General features: G+C 60.4%; 16 protein-coding genes. 5 read left to right on the plus strand and 11 right to left on the minus strand.

The window, feature by feature from the left end; all coding sequences use genetic code 11:
• Positions 1-69: 69 nt before the first annotated feature.
• Positions 70-1,647, minus strand: a complete 1,578-nt coding sequence (locus tag PMI09_RS13005; RefSeq protein WP_007794246.1) for an alkaline phosphatase D family protein — start codon at positions 1,645-1,647, stop codon at positions 70-72.
• 269 nt (positions 1,648-1,916) lie between these two features.
• On the minus strand, positions 1,917-4,004 hold the full coding sequence (locus tag PMI09_RS13015; RefSeq protein WP_007794251.1) for a M3 family metallopeptidase: 2,088 nt from the start codon (positions 4,002-4,004) through the stop codon (positions 1,917-1,919).
• A 211-nt stretch (positions 4,005-4,215) separates the two neighbouring features.
• Between PMI09_RS13015 and PMI09_RS13020 the strand changes: the two genes are divergently transcribed.
• The gene (locus PMI09_RS13020) at positions 4,216-4,647 is read left to right on the plus strand and encodes a hypothetical protein (RefSeq protein WP_007794255.1); all 432 of its coding nucleotides are present in this window, start codon (positions 4,216-4,218) and stop codon (positions 4,645-4,647) included.
• Between the two features lie 2 nt (positions 4,648-4,649).
• Here the strand turns inward: PMI09_RS13020 and PMI09_RS13025 are convergent, their stop codons facing one another.
• Complete coding sequence (locus tag PMI09_RS13025) at positions 4,650-5,291, minus strand: LysE family translocator (protein WP_007794258.1); 642 nt, start codon at positions 5,289-5,291, stop codon at positions 4,650-4,652.
• 203 nt (positions 5,292-5,494) lie between these two features.
• On the opposite strand from PMI09_RS13025, the gene PMI09_RS13030 reads away from it, so the two are divergent.
• Entirely contained in the window at positions 5,495-6,697 is a 1,203-nt protein-coding gene (locus tag PMI09_RS13030) for a multidrug effflux MFS transporter (RefSeq protein ID WP_085990680.1), read from the plus strand.
• A 21-nt stretch (positions 6,698-6,718) separates the two neighbouring features.
• On the opposite strand, the gene PMI09_RS13035 is transcribed toward PMI09_RS13030, so the two are convergent.
• Positions 6,719-7,942 carry an argininosuccinate synthase gene (locus tag PMI09_RS13035; RefSeq protein WP_007794266.1) on the minus strand — a complete coding sequence of 408 codons (1,224 nt, stop codon included), beginning with the start codon at positions 7,940-7,942 and terminating at the stop codon, positions 6,719-6,721.
• 187 nt (positions 7,943-8,129) lie between these two features.
• On the opposite strand from PMI09_RS13035, the gene PMI09_RS13040 reads away from it, so the two are divergent.
• Positions 8,130-8,984, plus strand: coding sequence for an SDR family NAD(P)-dependent oxidoreductase (locus PMI09_RS13040; RefSeq protein ID WP_007794270.1), 855 nt, complete (start codon positions 8,130-8,132; stop codon positions 8,982-8,984).
• An 81-nt stretch (positions 8,985-9,065) separates the two neighbouring features.
• Complete coding sequence (locus tag PMI09_RS13045; protein WP_007794273.1) at positions 9,066-9,707, plus strand: LysE family translocator; 642 nt, start codon at positions 9,066-9,068, stop codon at positions 9,705-9,707.
• A gap of 13 nt (positions 9,708-9,720) precedes the next feature.
• On the opposite strand, the gene PMI09_RS13050 is transcribed toward PMI09_RS13045, so the two are convergent.
• From PMI09_RS13050 to PMI09_RS13070, 5 genes are all read right to left on the minus strand, one after another.
• On the minus strand, positions 9,721-10,515 hold the full coding sequence (locus tag PMI09_RS13050; protein WP_007794276.1) for an ABC transporter ATP-binding protein: 795 nt from the start codon (positions 10,513-10,515) through the stop codon (positions 9,721-9,723).
• Positions 10,512-11,393 carry an ABC transporter permease gene (locus PMI09_RS13055; RefSeq protein ID WP_007794280.1) on the minus strand — a complete coding sequence of 294 codons (882 nt, stop codon included), beginning with the start codon at positions 11,391-11,393 and terminating at the stop codon, positions 10,512-10,514. The genes PMI09_RS13050 and PMI09_RS13055 overlap by 4 nt, the downstream gene beginning before the upstream one ends.
• Positions 11,394-11,515: 122 nt before the next feature.
• A complete protein-coding gene (locus tag PMI09_RS13060) occupies positions 11,516-12,469 on the minus strand; it encodes an ABC transporter substrate-binding protein (RefSeq protein ID WP_007794283.1) in 954 nt (317 codons plus the stop codon).
• Positions 12,470-12,563: 94 nt separating this feature from the next.
• The gene (gene rlmN / locus PMI09_RS13065; protein ID WP_007794285.1) at positions 12,564-13,799 is read right to left on the minus strand and encodes a 23S rRNA (adenine(2503)-C(2))-methyltransferase RlmN; all 1,236 of its coding nucleotides are present in this window, start codon (positions 13,797-13,799) and stop codon (positions 12,564-12,566) included.
• A gap of 228 nt (positions 13,800-14,027) precedes the next feature.
• A complete protein-coding gene (locus PMI09_RS13070) occupies positions 14,028-14,591 on the minus strand; it encodes an invasion associated locus B family protein (protein ID WP_007794289.1) in 564 nt (187 codons plus the stop codon).
• Positions 14,592-14,925: 334 nt separating this feature from the next.
• On the opposite strand from PMI09_RS13070, the gene PMI09_RS13075 reads away from it, so the two are divergent.
• Positions 14,926-15,486 (plus strand): sigma-70 family RNA polymerase sigma factor, encoded by a 561-nt coding sequence (locus PMI09_RS13075; protein WP_007794292.1) that lies wholly within the window; start codon positions 14,926-14,928, stop codon positions 15,484-15,486.
• A 5-nt stretch (positions 15,487-15,491) separates the two neighbouring features.
• On the opposite strand, the gene PMI09_RS13080 is transcribed toward PMI09_RS13075, so the two are convergent.
• Both PMI09_RS13080 and PMI09_RS13085 read right to left on the minus strand, forming a co-directional pair.
• A complete protein-coding gene (locus PMI09_RS13080; protein ID WP_007794295.1) occupies positions 15,492-15,881 on the minus strand; it encodes a YkvA family protein in 390 nt (129 codons plus the stop codon).
• Positions 15,882-15,931: 50 nt separating this feature from the next.
• Complete coding sequence (locus PMI09_RS13085) at positions 15,932-16,237, minus strand: 4a-hydroxytetrahydrobiopterin dehydratase (protein WP_007794298.1); 306 nt, start codon at positions 16,235-16,237, stop codon at positions 15,932-15,934.
• Positions 16,238-16,270 lie beyond the last annotated feature (33 nt).

A 16,270-nucleotide genomic window follows, 5' to 3' on the forward strand; every position in this document is an offset into this window, starting at 1 on the left:
GGGCGGCTCATACAGTGTTTTTCGCTTTTGCGAAAGGGGGGGACGCCGGATTGCCTGCCATGCATGTCGTCAACTCGATATCTGCGGGTCGAGGGTCATCCGCCACAGTTCCGTATCGTTCCGGTCCATCAACCTCACGGTCAGTTGCTCGGTCTGCCCGTCGATGTCGACGAGCCCGAAGAACTGCATGCCGGCCGACGGCGGCAAGTTCTGCTCCGAGCCGCCAGGCGCTGCTTTCATGAACTTCACCTGTGGCCCGAAGGTCATGTCGAGTTGCTGCGGACCGTAGGTTCCCGAATGGAGAGGACCTGCCACAAATTCCCAGAACGGCAGGAACTCCCGGAACTTCGCCTTGCCGGGATCGTAGTGGTGCGCAGCGGTATAGTGTACGTCAGCCGTCAGCCAGATCATGTTGGATATGGCGGCATCGCGGATGAACCGCAGCAAATCGGCAAACTCCACCTCGCGGCCGAGCGGGGCACCATCATCACCATTCGAGATCGACTCGTTGCCGCTCCGGTGGCCGTAGTCGTCCCAGATCACCAGTCCGATCGGCAGATCGCAGGCAATCACTTTCCAGGTCGCCGTCGAGCGAACCAGTTCACGCTTCAGCCATGCCACCTGGCGCTCGCCCAGCAGACGGGAGCTGTCAGAGAAGGTGGCATCAACGCCAAGGCTGTTGGGACCGCGATAAGCGCGCAGGTCCACGAAGAAGACGTCGAGCAATGGACCATAGGAGATTTTGCGGTAGATGCGGCCGGGCTCATCGGCGACATAGCGGATTGGTGTCATTTCGTGAAAGGCGCGGCTGGCGCGACTGGCGAGTGTCGTGACGGATTTTTCCGTATAGCGGTCGTCGTCGCGAAGGTCGGTCGATGGCGACCAATTGTTCAGCACCTCATGATCGTCCCATTGATAGAAGACGGGACAGACCGCGTTGAATTGCTTCACGTGATCATCGAGCAAGTTGTAGGCCCATTGCCCGCGAAACTGGTCGAGCGTCTGGGCGATGCCGCGCTTTGCCTCGGTGACGATCCTGTTTTTCCAGACACTGCCGTCTCGCAGCTTGATTTCATCAGGCATCGGATTGTCGGCGTAGATCGTATCGCCGGAGTGGATCATGAAATCCGGACGGTGATAGGCGATCGTCTGATAGGTGCGCATGCCCTCGTCGTCGATGCCCCAGCCCTGACCAGCCGTATCGCCCGACCAAGCGAAGCGGATGCTGCGCTTGCCCGATGGCGCCGTTCGAAACTGACCCGGGATAGGCTCCGAAAGATCGTTGATGTCCTGCAGGTCGGCCGCACGGAAGCGGTAGAATATGTCCTGGTCAGGCGGAAGATCCTGAAGCAGCAGCTTCCCGGCAAGACCGGTTTGTGGCGTGACGTCTATGGGCGCGATGCGCACCGCATTGGCGAACCTGTCGCTCGTCGAGTATTCGACATGCAGTCGCGCGGGCCGGTCCAGCTGCGTCCAGATCACGCCGGAGCTGACATCAATGTCGCCGGACTGGACGCCGGATGTGAAGACCGGACGACTGGAGGAACCACGCGCATAATAGGGCATCGCCAGCCCTGCCAGTGAAAATCCGCCGACCGCTCCCATGGACGATAGGAAGCGCCGGCGGGTCGTTTCGGTCAGTTTCATGCCAAGGTGTGTCCGGCTTGCTCGAGCGGGAGAGAGCCTCCCGCGCCGAACCTATGGCGGTCGTCATGTCATCTTCTTGAAGACGGCATGACGGTTTTTCGAAACTTCCGCGACAGTTTTGTTAAGCGAGAGGCCCGGCAGGGAAGCCGAAATGCGTGCTGCGTGAAAATCGTTATTCCGCGGCCAGCCCGCTAGGACGCAGCAGGCTGAGCAGAGGAGCGCCGGCTGCGTCATGATCGGGATGGCGAAGAGGCGCAATCCCGGACCTGTTAGGCATCACTGCCGGACAGTTCCTCGAAGGTCGCAAGCCCCTTCTTCACCAGCATTGCATCCGGGCTCGGCAGCTTGCCACGGAAAGCCTTGTAAGCATCCTCGGGATCGATCGCGCCGCCGACGGAGTAGATGTTGTCTTTCAGCTTGGCGGCCATCTCGCGATTAAACGCGTCGCCGGTTTCCTCGAAGGCGGCAAAGGCGTCAGCATCGAGAACCTCGGACCACATGTAGGAATAGTAGCCGGCTGAATAACCGCCGGAGAAGATGTGCTGGAAGTGCGGCGAGGCATGACGCATGACGATCGACTTCGGCATGCCAAGCTCGGACAGCACCTCGGACTGCACAGCCATCGGATCCTCGACCTTGTCGCGAGTGTGGAACGCCATGTCGACGAGCGCGGAGGAGGTGAATTCAACCGTATTGAAACCGGAATTGAAGGTGCGCGCGGCCAGAACCTTGTCGAGCAACGCCTGCGGCATCGGCTCGCCGGTTTCGAAATGCACGGCATATTGCTTCAGGATCGCAGGCACCGTTAGCCAGTGCTCGTAAAGCTGTGACGGCAATTCTACGAAATCACGCGAGACGCCCGTGCCCGACACCGACGGATAGGTGACGTTCGACAGCATCCCGTGCAGCGCATGACCGAACTCGTGGAACAGCGTGCGTGCATCGTCGAGCGAAAGGAGCGCCGGCTTGCCTTCGGCGGGCTTCGCGAAATTGCAGACATTGTAGATGATCGGCAATTCGCCGTTGCGACCGTTCTTCAACGGCAGCTTGTGCTGCGATTGGAACGAGCTCATCCAGGCGCCGGAGCGCTTCGAGCTACGGGCAAAGTAATCGCCAAGGAAGAGTGCCACCAGCCTGTCCTCGCGGTCGCGGATTTCGAAGACGCGAACATCAGGATGGTAGGCCGGAACGCCCTTCTTCTCGACAGCGCGAATGCCGAACAGCCGGCCGGCGACGTCGAAGCAGGCGTCGATAATCTTCTCGAGCTGCAGGTAGGGCTTCAGCTCGGCCTCGGAAAAATTGTACCGCTGCCCCCGGATCTTCTCGGCATAGTGCCGCCAATCCCAGGGCATGACGTCGTGGTTCTTGCCTTCGTCCGCAATCAGCCTGGCGATGTCTGCCTCCTCCTCGCCGGCGCGCTTGACCGCCTTCGTCCATACCTCCTGAAGCAGGTGGTTCACGGCATCCGGCGTCTTCGCCATTGTGTTGTCGAGCTTCAATTCCGCGAAGTTGCCGTAACCGAGGAGCTTTGCCACCTCGTCGCGAAGCGCAAGTGTATCGCGGATGATGCCGCGATTGTCGGTCGCGCCATCGTTCTCGCCGCGCGCAACCCAAGCCTTGAAGGCCTGCTCACGCAGATCCCGCCGTTCGGAGAAGGTGAGGAACGGTTCGATGATCGAGCGCGACAGGGTAACGGCAAATTTGCCCTCCTCGCCTCGCTCGCGCGCAGCCGCGGCCATCGCATCCTTCAGGAACTCGGGGATACCCTCGAGGTCGGCCCCGTCGGAAAGGATGAGCGCCCAGTTCTTTTCATCGGCGAGCACGTTCTGCCCGAACTGGGTGCCAAGACCGGCAAGCCTTTCGTTGATGCCCGCGAGCTCCTCCTGCTCGGCTTTCGGCAGCTTCGCACCCGATTTGACGAAGCCTTTCCAGTGCCGCTCCAGCACGCGCGTCTGCTCCAGCGTCAGGCCAAGGCTTTCACGCGCTTCCCACAGGGCATCGATGCGGGCAAAGAGTGCGGCGTTCATGCCGATCTTGGAGTAATGGCGCGACATCTTCGGCGAGATGTCCCGTTCCAGCGCTTGGATCGTATCGTTGGTGTGAGCACCCGCCCTGTTCCAGAACAATGCCGATACGCGTGACAGCTCATCGCCCGCGATCTCGAGAGCAACGACGGTATTCTCGAATGTCGGCGCCTCCGGATTGCCCGCGATCGCGTCGATCTCCTTCTCATGCGCGGCAAGCGCAGCATCAAAGGCGGGACCAAAGTCGCCGTCATTGAGTGCATCGAAACGCGGCAGGCCGTGGAGACCGTTCCATTCGACGAGTGCGGGGTTGAATTCTGGTGTGGAAGGCATGCGGAGATCCTTTGTGGCAGGCAACTGAACAGGCAATATAGGGATGCGCGCCCGCAATTGGTATTGCCGATCAGGCGCGCATCTCCCGGCCTGACTGCGAAAAAGTTCATGGCAAGAAATGATGCATAAGAATTAACTGATCGTTAACGATTGACGCACGTTCGCCACGCGCGGTAGTTTCACGATCATCCTTTTGCAGTGGATACGCGCCATGGAAATCCTTTCTGTGCGGTCTTCGCCGAATTTCCTTTTCAGAAGAAACCAAGATAATCCAAGCAGTTACAACGAATTAGAAGCGCAGCTCGGCACAACAACGAAGGCTTCGACGGCGTTCCATATTGATGAAACGAGCGCAGATACGCCTGATTTTTCCGCGATCAGCGCCAGTGAACTGCGCCAGTATGCAAGGCAGAGCTTCGATGCCGGCGCAATCGATCAGGATACATTCGCCGCCATTTCCGAGCCGCTGCCGATGCGAACGATCGATCCATCAGGCAACATTCTCGACCTGTCCGCCGTTACCGACGCGACGAGCTTCAATTTCCGGGACTACTACAAAGACCAGCTGCAGATCGCGACATCGATCGGTGACCGGGAAACAGTGGAACGGCTGAATTCCGTCGTCAGCTTCCTCGACGTCTGATCTCAGGCTTTCCGCCACCCGAGCAGGCCGGGCGTCGCATGCCAAAGGGCCTGCGCTGCGAAACCCATGAACAGGACGCCCGAGCAGCGGACGATCAACCGCTCGTGCGCTCGATAGAATCGCCGGACGGTTCCCGCGCCAATGACGGTAATCAGGATCATGTCCGCCACGATGAAGCCCAGGAACGAAACCGCCAGCAGAACCGGCAGCGTGTGAAACTGCAGTGCGCTTGCAGAGCCGGCAACGAGCGCAGTGAACGTCGCGAGCGCGACTGGATATCCCTTCGGATTGGTCACGCCGAAGATCAGGCCGCGACGGAACGGTCGCTCCACGACCATCAATGCCTGCCCGTCACCCTTCGGCTTTGCGCGCACCGCATTCCAGCCGATCCAGGCGAGGTAGAAACCGCAGAGAAGCCCGAGCGCGTCGAAGACAAAAGTGCCGATCGTCTTGGCGCCGATGATCGCGATCAGTGCCAGCGACGCCCAGAGCAGATCGCCGACCAGATGGCCGCCGACGAACAGCGCGCCGGCGCGGCGTCCCTGCCCCGCACCGATACCAAGCAGCGCGAGGAAGGCAGGCCCTGGAATGAGCACGTAGAGAAGAGCTGCCAGAAAGGCGCCCGCGAGCAGGGATTGGGTCATCAACAAACTCCAGAAGGGACCGCCGCAGCTTATGCGCCAATAGAAAGGCGTCAAGCTGTCATGGCGACCCATGAGATTTTTGAATTGCCGGATCACGCAGCTTCCGACAGAAGGAAAGCGGCCGCCCTCGTGCGGATCGCGCATGTTACCAAAGACCGAGTACCCCTATGCCCCCATTCCGGATGAGCGAACGGCGAACGAGCATGCTCGGTGCGCTTCTCGCAACCATCGGCCCGATCTCGATGTCGATTTACACGCCGGCGATGCCCGAACTCGTCCATGCGTTCCAGACGTCCGACTCGGCAATCAAGATGACGCTCTCCGTCTATTTCGCCGGCTTCTCTGTGGCGCAATTGCTTGCAGGTCCGCTTTCGGATGCCTTTGGCCGGCGTGCGGCGACGCTCCTGTTTGTCGGCATCTATGTCGTCGGCAGCCTGCTTGCTGCCTTCGCGCCCGGCATCGAATGGCTGCTCGCTGGCCGCCTGATCCAGGGCGTTGGCGCCTCCGTCGGGATTACGGTTGCCCGCGCCATCGTGCGCGACCAGTTCACCGGAACCCAAGCCTCGCGCATCATGAACCTGATCGGCATCATGATCGCCATTGGACCGGCGGCCGCACCGACGATTGGTGGATTGGCACTTGCCGCTTTCGGCTGGCAATCCGTCTTCTTCCTTCTGATCGGCTTCGGACTCCTGATCTGTTTTGGAGTGATCGTGTTCATGCGCGAAACGAGCGTGCCGGATCCGCGCCGCGCGCTCCCGGTTCCGCTGCTTCGCGCCTATCTGGAGCTTGCACGCGAAAGCCGCTTCGTCTCCGCCTCGCTCGTGCTCGGTGGCTCGATCGGCGCACTCTACGCACAGGCGACGCTGCTCCCCTTTATCCTCATCAAGGTCGTCGGCCTTTCACCGACAGCCTTTGGCTTGGGCATGCTGATGCAGTCCGGTTCCTACTTCCTGGGCTCCGTCTGCCTGCGTTATGCGGCGCCGCGCTTGGGCGGCGACGGTTCCGTGCGCGTCGGGCTTGGGCTACTCGGGCTCGCCGGCATCATGATTGCGCTGTCCGTCCACTTCGTGACGCCCTCCTATCTCTCGATCATGGGGCCGATCGCGTTCCTGGCCTTCGGATTGGCTTTCCTGACGCCACACATGACGACATCGGGCCTCTACCCCTTCCCGCATATCGCCGGCTCGGCCTCGGCAATGATGGGCTTCATTCAGATGGGCGGCGGATTTGCCGGCGGCGTCGCGGGTTCGCTGATCGGCATGCCACTCCTCGCCTTCGGAACGGTGATCCCGATCATGGCGCTGATTTCGATCGTAAGCTATGTCTGGTTCGTGCGCGCCTCGCAACGCACCGCAACGCCACAACAGGCGAATGAAGAAAGCCCGCACGAGGCGGGCCTTTGATCTCTTGCGCTCTGCTCTCGATTACTTCGAGAGGTTGCGTTTGGCGAGTGTGCGCAGGCGCAGCGCGTTCAGCTTGATGAAGCCGGCGGCGTCCTTCTGGTCGTAGGCGCCCTGGTCGTCTTCGAAGGTAACGAGCTTGTCGGAGTAGAGCGACTTCGGGCTTTCGCGGCCGATGACCATGACGTTGCCCTTGTAGAGCTTCAGCGTCACTTCGCCTTCGACATGCTCCTGGCTCTTGTCGATCAGCGCCTGCAGCATCTCGCGCTCCGGCGAGAACCAGAAGCCGTAGTAGATGAGCTCGGCGTAGCGCGGCATGATCTCGTCCTTGAGGTGCGCGGCACCGCGGTCGAGCGTGATGGATTCAATCGCGCGATGCGCGGCAAGCAGGATCGTACCGCCGGGCGTTTCGTAAACGCCGCGCGACTTCATGCCGACGAAGCGGTTTTCCACGAGGTCGAGGCGGCCGATACCGTTGTCGCGGCCGTAATTGTTGAGCGTAGCAAGCAGCGTCGCTGGGCTCATACGGACGCCATTGATCGAAACCGCGTCACCCTTCTCGAAGCCGACCTTGATGATCGTCGCCTTGTCAGGCGCGGCTTCCGGCGAGATCGTGCGCATGTGCACGTATTCGGGCGCTTCCTGAGCGGGATCTTCCAGAACCTTGCCCTCGGACGACGAGTGCAGCAGGTTGGCGTCGACGGAGAACGGCGCCTCACCCTTCTTGTCCTTGGCAACCGGGATCTGGTGCGCTTCGGCAAAGGCCAGCAGATCGGTGCGGCTCTTGAACGCCCAGTCGCGCCATGGCGCGATGATCTTGATGTCCGGGTTCAAAGCATAGGCGGAGAGTTCGAAACGAACCTGGTCGTTGCCCTTGCCGGTGGCGCCATGCGCGATCGCATCGGCGCCGGTCTTGCGGGCGATATCGATCAGGTGCTTGGAGATCAGCGGGCGTGCGATCGAGGTGCCGAGCAGATAGACGCCCTCATAGACGGCATTGGCGCGGAACATCGGGAAGACGAAGTCCTTGACGAACTCTTCGCGAACGTCCTCGATGTAGATTTCCTTGATGCCGAGCATCTCGGCTTTCTTGCGCGCCGGCTCCAGCTCTTCGCCCTGACCGAGATCGGCCGTGAATGTCACGACCTCTGCACCGAGTTCGGTCTGCAGCCACTTCAGGATGATCGAGGTGTCGAGGCCGCCGGAATAGGCGAGGACAACTTTCTTTACGTCTTTGTGCGATGCCATGATGATGAGGTCCGTTGCAAAAGGGCAGCGGCAAGCCCGCCAAGCCCGGTATGGCTGGGCACTTTTAGCGAGATCGGCGCAGGACGCAAGGGCAACGGCGACCACGGGCGGCGCGGATATTGTTTGACAGGCCGAAAGCGCAACCCATATCTGCCAGCGTCCGCACAATGCTGAGGAGTGGCTGGCCGTGACGAAAATCCAAGACATCATCAAGAAATCCAATGTCGCTGTCATCACCGGCGGTGCTTCCGGCATCGGGCTTGCCGCGGCGAAACACTTTGCCCGGGTGGGCATGAGCGTCGCCATTGCCGATCTAGGCGGCGACCGGCTTGCGGAGGCGGCAAAGGAACTGAAATCGATCTCCGGCGAAGAGAACGTGCTCGCCGTTGAAACCGACGTTGCGCAGAAGGACTCGCTGGAAGCGCTCGAGCGGACGGTGATCCAGCGCTTCGGCCGAGTGCATATTCTTATGAACAATGCCGGCATCGGCCCCGAGACGTCGATTTTCAGCGCCCAGGCCGATTGGGACAGCATCGTCGGCGTCAACTTGCTTGGCGTCATCAATGGAACGCGGACCTTCGGCCAGCATATGCTCTCGCACGGCGAACCCGGTCTTATCATCAACACCGGTTCCAAGCAGGGCATTACCACGCCGCCCGGCAATCCGGCCTACAACGTCTCGAAGGCCGGCGTGAAGGTGTTCACCGAAGCGCTCGAGCATGAATTGCGCAACACCGAAGGCTCGAAGATCTCTGCCCATTTGCTGATTCCCGGCTTCGTCTTCACCGGCCTCACCAAGGGCGATCGTGCCGAAAAGCCGGCCGCCGCATGGACTCCCGAACAGACGGTCAACTTCATGATCGAAAGCCTGGAACGTGGCGACTTCTATATCCTCTGCCCGGACAACGACGTCGCCCGCGCGGTGGACGAACGCCGCATGGCCTGGGCGATGGGTGACATCATCGAGAACCGCCCGCCGCTGTCGCGCTGGCACAAGGATTATGCCGACAAATTCAAGGCCTATCTCGAGCGGCAGGAATAGGTCGTATTAGAAGGTTTGATTAGACATTTTCTGGAAGCCGGGTAAAAACGGTCGACGTTTTCCGGCTTTCAGAGTGTACCCATGGACTTCCTGCCCAGCTTTCCGACGCTTCTTGCCTTCGCAGCCGCGACCCTTCTGCTTGCTGCGACGCCTGGCCCCGACATGACTCTGTCAATCAGCCGCGCGCTGGCGCAGGGCAAGAAGGCGGCACTGTTCGTCGTCCTCGGCACGAGCCTCGGCATCGTGGTCCACACCATGCTGGTCGCCTTCGGTGTTTCGGCGCTGATTACAGCTTCGCCGACGGCCTTCCTGATCCTGAAGACCGGCGGTGCCGCCTACCTGCTCTGGCTTGCCGTCCAGGCGATCCGCTATGGCTCGAAGTTTTCGGTAAACAAGGTGGAAGCCTCAAAGGGCACGCCGCTTGCCAATATTTCCTCGGGCTTCTGGGTCAACCTCCTGAACCCCAAGGTCATCATCTTCTTCATGACCTTCCTGCCGCAGTTCGTCAGCGCCGGCGACCCGGCGGTGACGCAGAAGCTACTGTTTCTCGGCTTCTGCTTCATCGTGATCGGCATGCCGGTGAACGCTGCCGTCGTCTTCGCGGCCGACTGGCTGGCCGGATGGCTGCAGAGCAACAAGAAGATTCTGCGCGGCATGGATCTTACCTTCGCCGGCGTCTTCTCCGTCTTCGCGGCAAAAATCCTGCTGACCCAGGCGCGCTGATCCGGTAACCGGATCAGCCGATCAGCAGCGCATCGTCATCCAAGGTCTGGCCGCGCATCTTGCGGAACATGGCAATCAAGTCTTCGACCTGCAGCGTCTTGCGGCTGTCGCCGCTGACGTCGAGAACGATCTCGCCACCATGCAGCATGATCGTGCGGTGCCCATAGTCGAGCGCTTGACGCATGGAGTGGGTGACCATCAACGTCGTCAGCTTGCGCTCCGAAACGATTTTCTGCGTGAGGCCCATCACGAACTCGGCCATGCCAGGATCGAGCGCCGCCGTATGCTCGTCGAGCAGCAGCACTTCGGAACCGGCAAGTGTCGCCATGACCAGCGACACCGCCTGCCGCTGGCCGCCGGAAAGCAAATCCATGCGATCCCGCATCCGGTTCTCGAGTCCGAGATTAAGTTCGCTGATACGCTCGCGGAAAAGCTCGCGCCGTTTCGGACCCAGCGCCGAGGCGAGACCACGCTGCTCACCACGACGCGCCGCAAGCGCAAGATTTTCCTCGATCGAAAGCGAGCCGCAACTTCCCGTCAGCGGATCCTGGAAGACGCGGGCGACGAGGCCGGCGCGGGCAGCCGTGGACTTGCGCGTGACATCGGCATGGCCGATCAGCACCTGGCCTTCGCTGGCAAGCACATCGCCGGCAAGCACGCCGAGAAGCGTCGACTTGCCCGCGCCGTTCGAACCGATGACGGTGACGAACGAGCCTTCCTCAATCGTCAGGCTGACACCGTTCAGCGCCTGCTTTTGCAGCGGCGTACCCTTGCCGAAGACGACCTTGATATCCTTGAGTGTAATCACGATGCCGTACCTCCGCGGCGAAGGCGGGGAAGAATGAGCGCGATCGTCACCAGCACCGCCGTCACGAAATTAAGGTCCGAAGCCTGCAACCCGATAACGTCAGTCGAGAGCGCGAGCTGGATGGCGATACGATAGAGGATCGAGCCGAGCACGCAGCCGATCAAGGCGATCAGCAGCCCGCGCCGGCCGAGCAGCGTTTCGCCGATGATGACGGCCGCGAGGCCGACAACGATCGTACCAACACCCGAGGTGACATCGGCAAAGCCGTTCGTCTGCGCAAACAGTGCGCCGCCGAAAGCGACCAGCGCGTTGGAGATCGCCATGCCGAGATAGATCTGGCGGCTCGTGTCCACACCCTGCGCGCGGGCCATACGGGGATTGGCACCGGTCGCGCGCATCGCCAGACCCGAGTCGCTTTCCAGAAAGCGCCAGACGAGGATCACGGCGACAACGACGAGGACGCCAACGAAGAGCGGGCGAACGTAGAAATCACGCAGCCCGTGACCGAAGAACGGGCTGATCATCGTATCCGCATTGATCAGCGCGACGTTCGGCTTGCCCATCACACGCAGGTTGACCGAGAAGAGCGCGATCATCGTCAGGATCGACGCCAGCAGGTTGAGGATCTTGAACCGTACATTGAGCATCGCGGTAACAATACCGGCCGCAGCCCCCGCGACCATGGCAATGAGCGCAGCAAGCCAGGCATTGACTCCCGCAATGATGAGAACCGCCGTTACCGCAGCGCCCAGCGGGAAGGAGCCGTCAACCGTCAGATCAGGAAAATCCAGCACACGAAATGCGAGGTACACGCCGAGCGCTACGAAGGCATAGACCAACCCCAGCTCCACAGCTCCCCAGAATGCGATCTGACTCAAGGCTCTTGCCCTCTCTTCTGACTCGTCCCGACTGTTACGGGACCCAGGCTTTTAATACCATCAGCCGCCCCCGCGTAAAACGGGAGCGGCTGGACGGCAGGTTTCTCAAAAATACGCGGCGATCAGTCGATCGTCTTCGTCGCGCGCTTCAAGACGCTTTCGGGCAGCGTCACGCCCATCTTCGTGGCAGCGCCCTTATTGACCACCAGATCGCTACCAGCGGCAACCTTTACCGGAATATCGCCCGGGTTTTCGCCCTTAAGGATACGAACGACGATTTCGCCGGTCTGCTTGCCGACATCGTAATAATTGAAGCCGAGCGCAGCGATTGCACCGCGCGAGACGGAGTCCGTATCCGCAGTGAAGAGCGGCAGCTTGCTTTCTTCGGCAACGGCGACGGCACCTTCGAGCGCAGAAATGATTGTATTGTCGGTCGGGATGTAGATGGCATCGGCACGGCCGACGAGCGCGCGGGCCGCACCCTGCACCTCCGCGGACTTGGTGGCAGCCGACTCGACAACCTTCAGGCCGGCCTTCTCGGCTTCCGTCTTCAGAACGGCGAGCAGCGACACCGAGTTGGCTTCGCCTGAGTTGTAGAGGTAGCCGATCGTTTTAACGTTCGGCAGGATTTCCTTGATGAGCGCAAGGTGCTCGGCAACCGGCGACATGTCGGACAGGCCGGTAACGTTGCCACCCGGCATCTCCATGTCCTTGACGAGCTGCGCGCCGAGCGGATCGGATACAGCGGTGAACACCACCGGGATGTCACGTGTTGCGGAAACGACAGCCTGTGCGGAAGGCGTGGAGATCGGCACGATGACGTTAGGGCCTTCGCCGGCGAACTGGCGGGCGATCTGTGCTGCGGTTGCCGGATTACCCTGGGCAGACTCGAACATGAACTTCAGGTTCTCGCCTTCCTTGTAGCCTGCCGCCGTCAGCACATCGAGGACACCTTTGCGTGCGGCGTCGAGCGCCGGATGCTCGACGATGGCCGTGACTGCGACGGTCACATCTTCGGCCTTGGCAGGCAGAGTCAAGGCCAGCGTCGCCGCGACAGCAAGCAAAATGGAACGCATTGGGTATCCTCCTGATATGATTTTGGCCTGCTTCTAGGAAAAGCAGGCCATGAAATCAATCATTAGAAAACACTGAACGGATCAAACTTGCTGATCAGTCGTCCGCGCCGTGATTGGCGATCATCATCGCTTCGAAGGCCAATCGTTCGGTCTTGCGCATCCGCTCCGAGTCCGACTTCAGCTGGCCGCAGGCTGCGAGAATGTCGCGGCCGCGCGGCGTCCGGATCGGCGAGGCATAGCCGGCGGAGTTGATGAAATCGGCAAACTTCTCGATCTGCGCCCAGTCCGAACACTGGTAATTGGTGCCCGGCCACGGATTGAACGGAATGAGGTTGATCTTCGCCGGCACGCCCTTCAGCAGCTGAACGAGACCCTTGGCATCCTCCAGGCTATCGTTGACGTCCTTGAGCATCACATATTCGAAGGTGATGCGACGGGCGTTCGACAAGCCAGGATACTTCCGGCAGGCGTCCATCAGTTCCTTCAGCGGGTATTTCTTGTTGATCGGCACCAGGATGTCGCGCAGGTCGTCGCGCACGGCGTGCAGCGAAATTGCCAGCATCACGCCAATTTCATCGCCAGTGCGGAAGATTTCAGGCACGACGCCTGACGTCGACAGCGTGACGCGGCGCTTGGAGAGCGACAGGCCGTCGCCATCGGTGGCGATCAGCAACGCCTGCTTCACGGCATCGAAATTGTAGAGCGGCTCACCCATGCCCATCATCACGATGTTGCTGACCTTGCGGCCTTCCGCTGGCATGATGGTACCTTGCGGCGCCTCGCGGTCCGGGAAGTCACCGAGCCGATCGCGAGCCAGCAGAAGCTGCGAGAGAATTTCTTCCGCCGTCAAGTTGCGCACCAGACGTTGCGTTCCGGTATGACAGAAGGAACAGGTCAGCGTGCAGCCCACCTGGCTTGAGATGCAAAGCGTCCCACGACCCTCTTCCGGAATATAGACGGCCTCGATCTCAACCGGACGCCCCGCGCCGCGCGCCGGGAAACGCAGCAGCCACTTGCGGGTGCCGTCGTTGGAAACCTGCTCCTCGACAATTTCAGGACGCGCGATGGTGAAATGCTGCTTCAGCATCTCGCGCATGTCCTTGGCGACATTCGTCATGTGATCGAAATCGGAGACGCCGCGCACGTAGATCCAGTTCCAGAGCTGGGCGACGCGCATCTTGATCTGCTTGTCCGGCACGCCTCTTTCGCGCAGCCCAGCACCCATCTCCTCGCGGCTGAGGCCGATCAGCGAGGGCTTCAGCCCAGCATCAGCACCGCTGATCGCAGCACCCAAAGGCTTGGTAACGGTCATCGCATCCATGACGGACATAGTCTCTAATCCCGAATTCAACATGCTACCGTCCCGGAAAGCCGGATGACTTGTGGGTACGAAGGGCATGGTGGCAGAAATTGAATGCGGAGCATACGGCAAGGACCGCGATCTATCCGCTGTTGCGCGGGCCTTTAGCATCATTTTTGCCGCGCGTCACTATAGATGGAAAACGACAAAAGCCGGCGCAAGGCCGGCCTTTGAATTCAAAGAACAATCCCGAACCGCCTATTTGCAGCCTTCGACCTGCTTCAGCGCGGCGGAAATGCCGGAAAGCGAATAGCTGTAGGAGGTCGAAGTACCCTTGCGCGATGTCGCGTTGACGGTCATCGCGTGGCCGCTCTTCATGGCCGCGACGAGCGCCGGCTCCTGAGCTGCATTCTCGACCCAGCCGGCCTTGTCCTTGGTGAACATCACGAAGGTCTTGTTGTCGATGACAACATCGATCTTCGAGTTTTCCTTGACGGTGTAACCCATCATCGCTTGCGGCTCGTAGGAAATGTTCTGGCCGGGGCGCTGCGAAACGATGAAGAAGTTATCACCGTGATCGATGCCGGCTGGCTTCTTTTCCGTCGGCACGGACAGAACGTAGCAGACGGTGTTCGCGCCGGACTTGTAGGAGTAAGCGCCCCAAGCCTGGAACTGCTGTATGCGTGTCGGCGCTGTCGAAGCCGGCGTTGCCTGCTGCTGCGGTGCCTGCGCCGCAGGCTGCGACTTCCTGGTCTGAGCGGATGCAATGCCGGCGCCGGCTAGAGCGAGGGAAAGGGCGATTGCGGTACTTCTAAGAAACATGGATATCCTGCCGGTTCTTGCGATTCGAGCCCGAAGCGAACGGGCGGCGCATAATCACGATCTGCTTTATTTTGACTTAATTCAGGTTACCAAAGCGTCAACAGGGACCGCGAGAAGTCCCTGCCTGTGCCATTTTCGCCCAAGTGTCAACGTCGGGCGCTGGCGCCTCGCCCGTGATGACGTGATACCGCGTGCGCACACAGACCATCGTCATGAATGAATTTAAGACATAAAGATTCAGGCAAGAGTTTGACCTTTTGAGAAACCGTTGTACGTCAATAAGCATTAGAAATCCGTTGGAGAATTCGCCGGGTTAGGGGACTTTGGACGGGACATGAATGCCGAGGAGAAACAGCGCTTCGCCGACCTCGCCAGGGCCGTTGCGGACCGCCGTGACCAAGAGGCATTCGCCGTGCTGTTCGATTACTTCGCGCCGCGCCTCAAATCCTGGTTACTGCGCCAAAGGATGGCTAGCAGCGAGGCAGAAGAACTCGTTCAGGAAGTGATGATCGTGCTCTGGCATAAGGCTGAGCTCTACGACGCGGCGAGATCATCGCTGTCGACCTGGCTGTTTCGCATCGCCCGCAATCGCCGGATCGATCTTCAGCGCCGCGCGAGGACCCGCATCCTGGATGGTGCAGACCCGGCATTGCAACCGGTCGCCGAAGTTGCCGCCGACGAAATTCTCGCCAACGACGATCGAGACGCCCATGTGCGCAAAGCCGTCAGCCAGCTCCCCGAAGAGCAACGCGAAATGCTCCGCGCCGCGTTCTTTCTCGGCCAATCCCATTCGCAGATTGCTGAGGCGACGGGCTTGCCGCTCGGCACCGTAAAGTCCCGTATCCGGCTTGCCTTCGGAAAGCTCCGGAAGGCTCTTGAGGCTGAAAGCGCCTGACGCGGCTAGATCGTCTTCATGCCTTCAGGCTTGTCGGCAAGCGCACGGTCCGCTGCCTCATAGTGCCTCGGCTGCAGGTGCCTGCTGACCATTGCGAAGGCGGCGGAGAGGACTGCCACGTCGTCCGAAAACCCGATCACGGCAAAAACATCAGGGATCATATCGATTGGCATGACGAAATAAGCAAGCGCAGCCAGAAGCACGCCGCGCACCCTTGTCGGCGTCTGCGGATCCATCGCGCAGTAGAATGCGGCGACGACATCGCGCGCGAAGGGAATCTGCCGCACGGCCTTCTTGAAGGTCGGCCAGAATTTCTTGCGCACAGTCTGTTCGCGCCGGCTCTGCGTATCATCGTCGCCCGGCAGAAGGATCTCACCGAATTTGACGTCGTCCATCCCGATTGGTCCTTTCGTTCACGCGCACATATGTGATGGCTGTACCGGATTCAATCAAGCCGGCGTGCTGCCGCCTTCTCCATCGCTGCCGCCAGCCGGAAGTCAAGCTCGGTCAGGCCGCCGGCATCATGGGTGTTGAGTTTCACCTCGACGCGCGAATAGACATTGAACCATTCCGGATGATGATTGAGCCGTTCTGCCGCAAGCGCCGCTTCCGTCATGAAGCCGAAAGCCTCGACGAAATTGCGAAACTTGAAGCTTCGCGATATCGACGTGCCAGTGTCATTGAGCGACCAGCCGTCAAGCTTGGCAAGTTCGGCGGCGATGGCTTGCCGTTCCAGTTTTTCCCGTTTCATGCGATTGTCCCTCCTCTTTCCATCATGGACCAC

The sequence above is a fragment of the Rhizobium sp. CF122 genome (assembly GCF_000282035.1).
Lineage (GTDB): Bacteria > Pseudomonadota > Alphaproteobacteria > Rhizobiales > Rhizobiaceae > Rhizobium.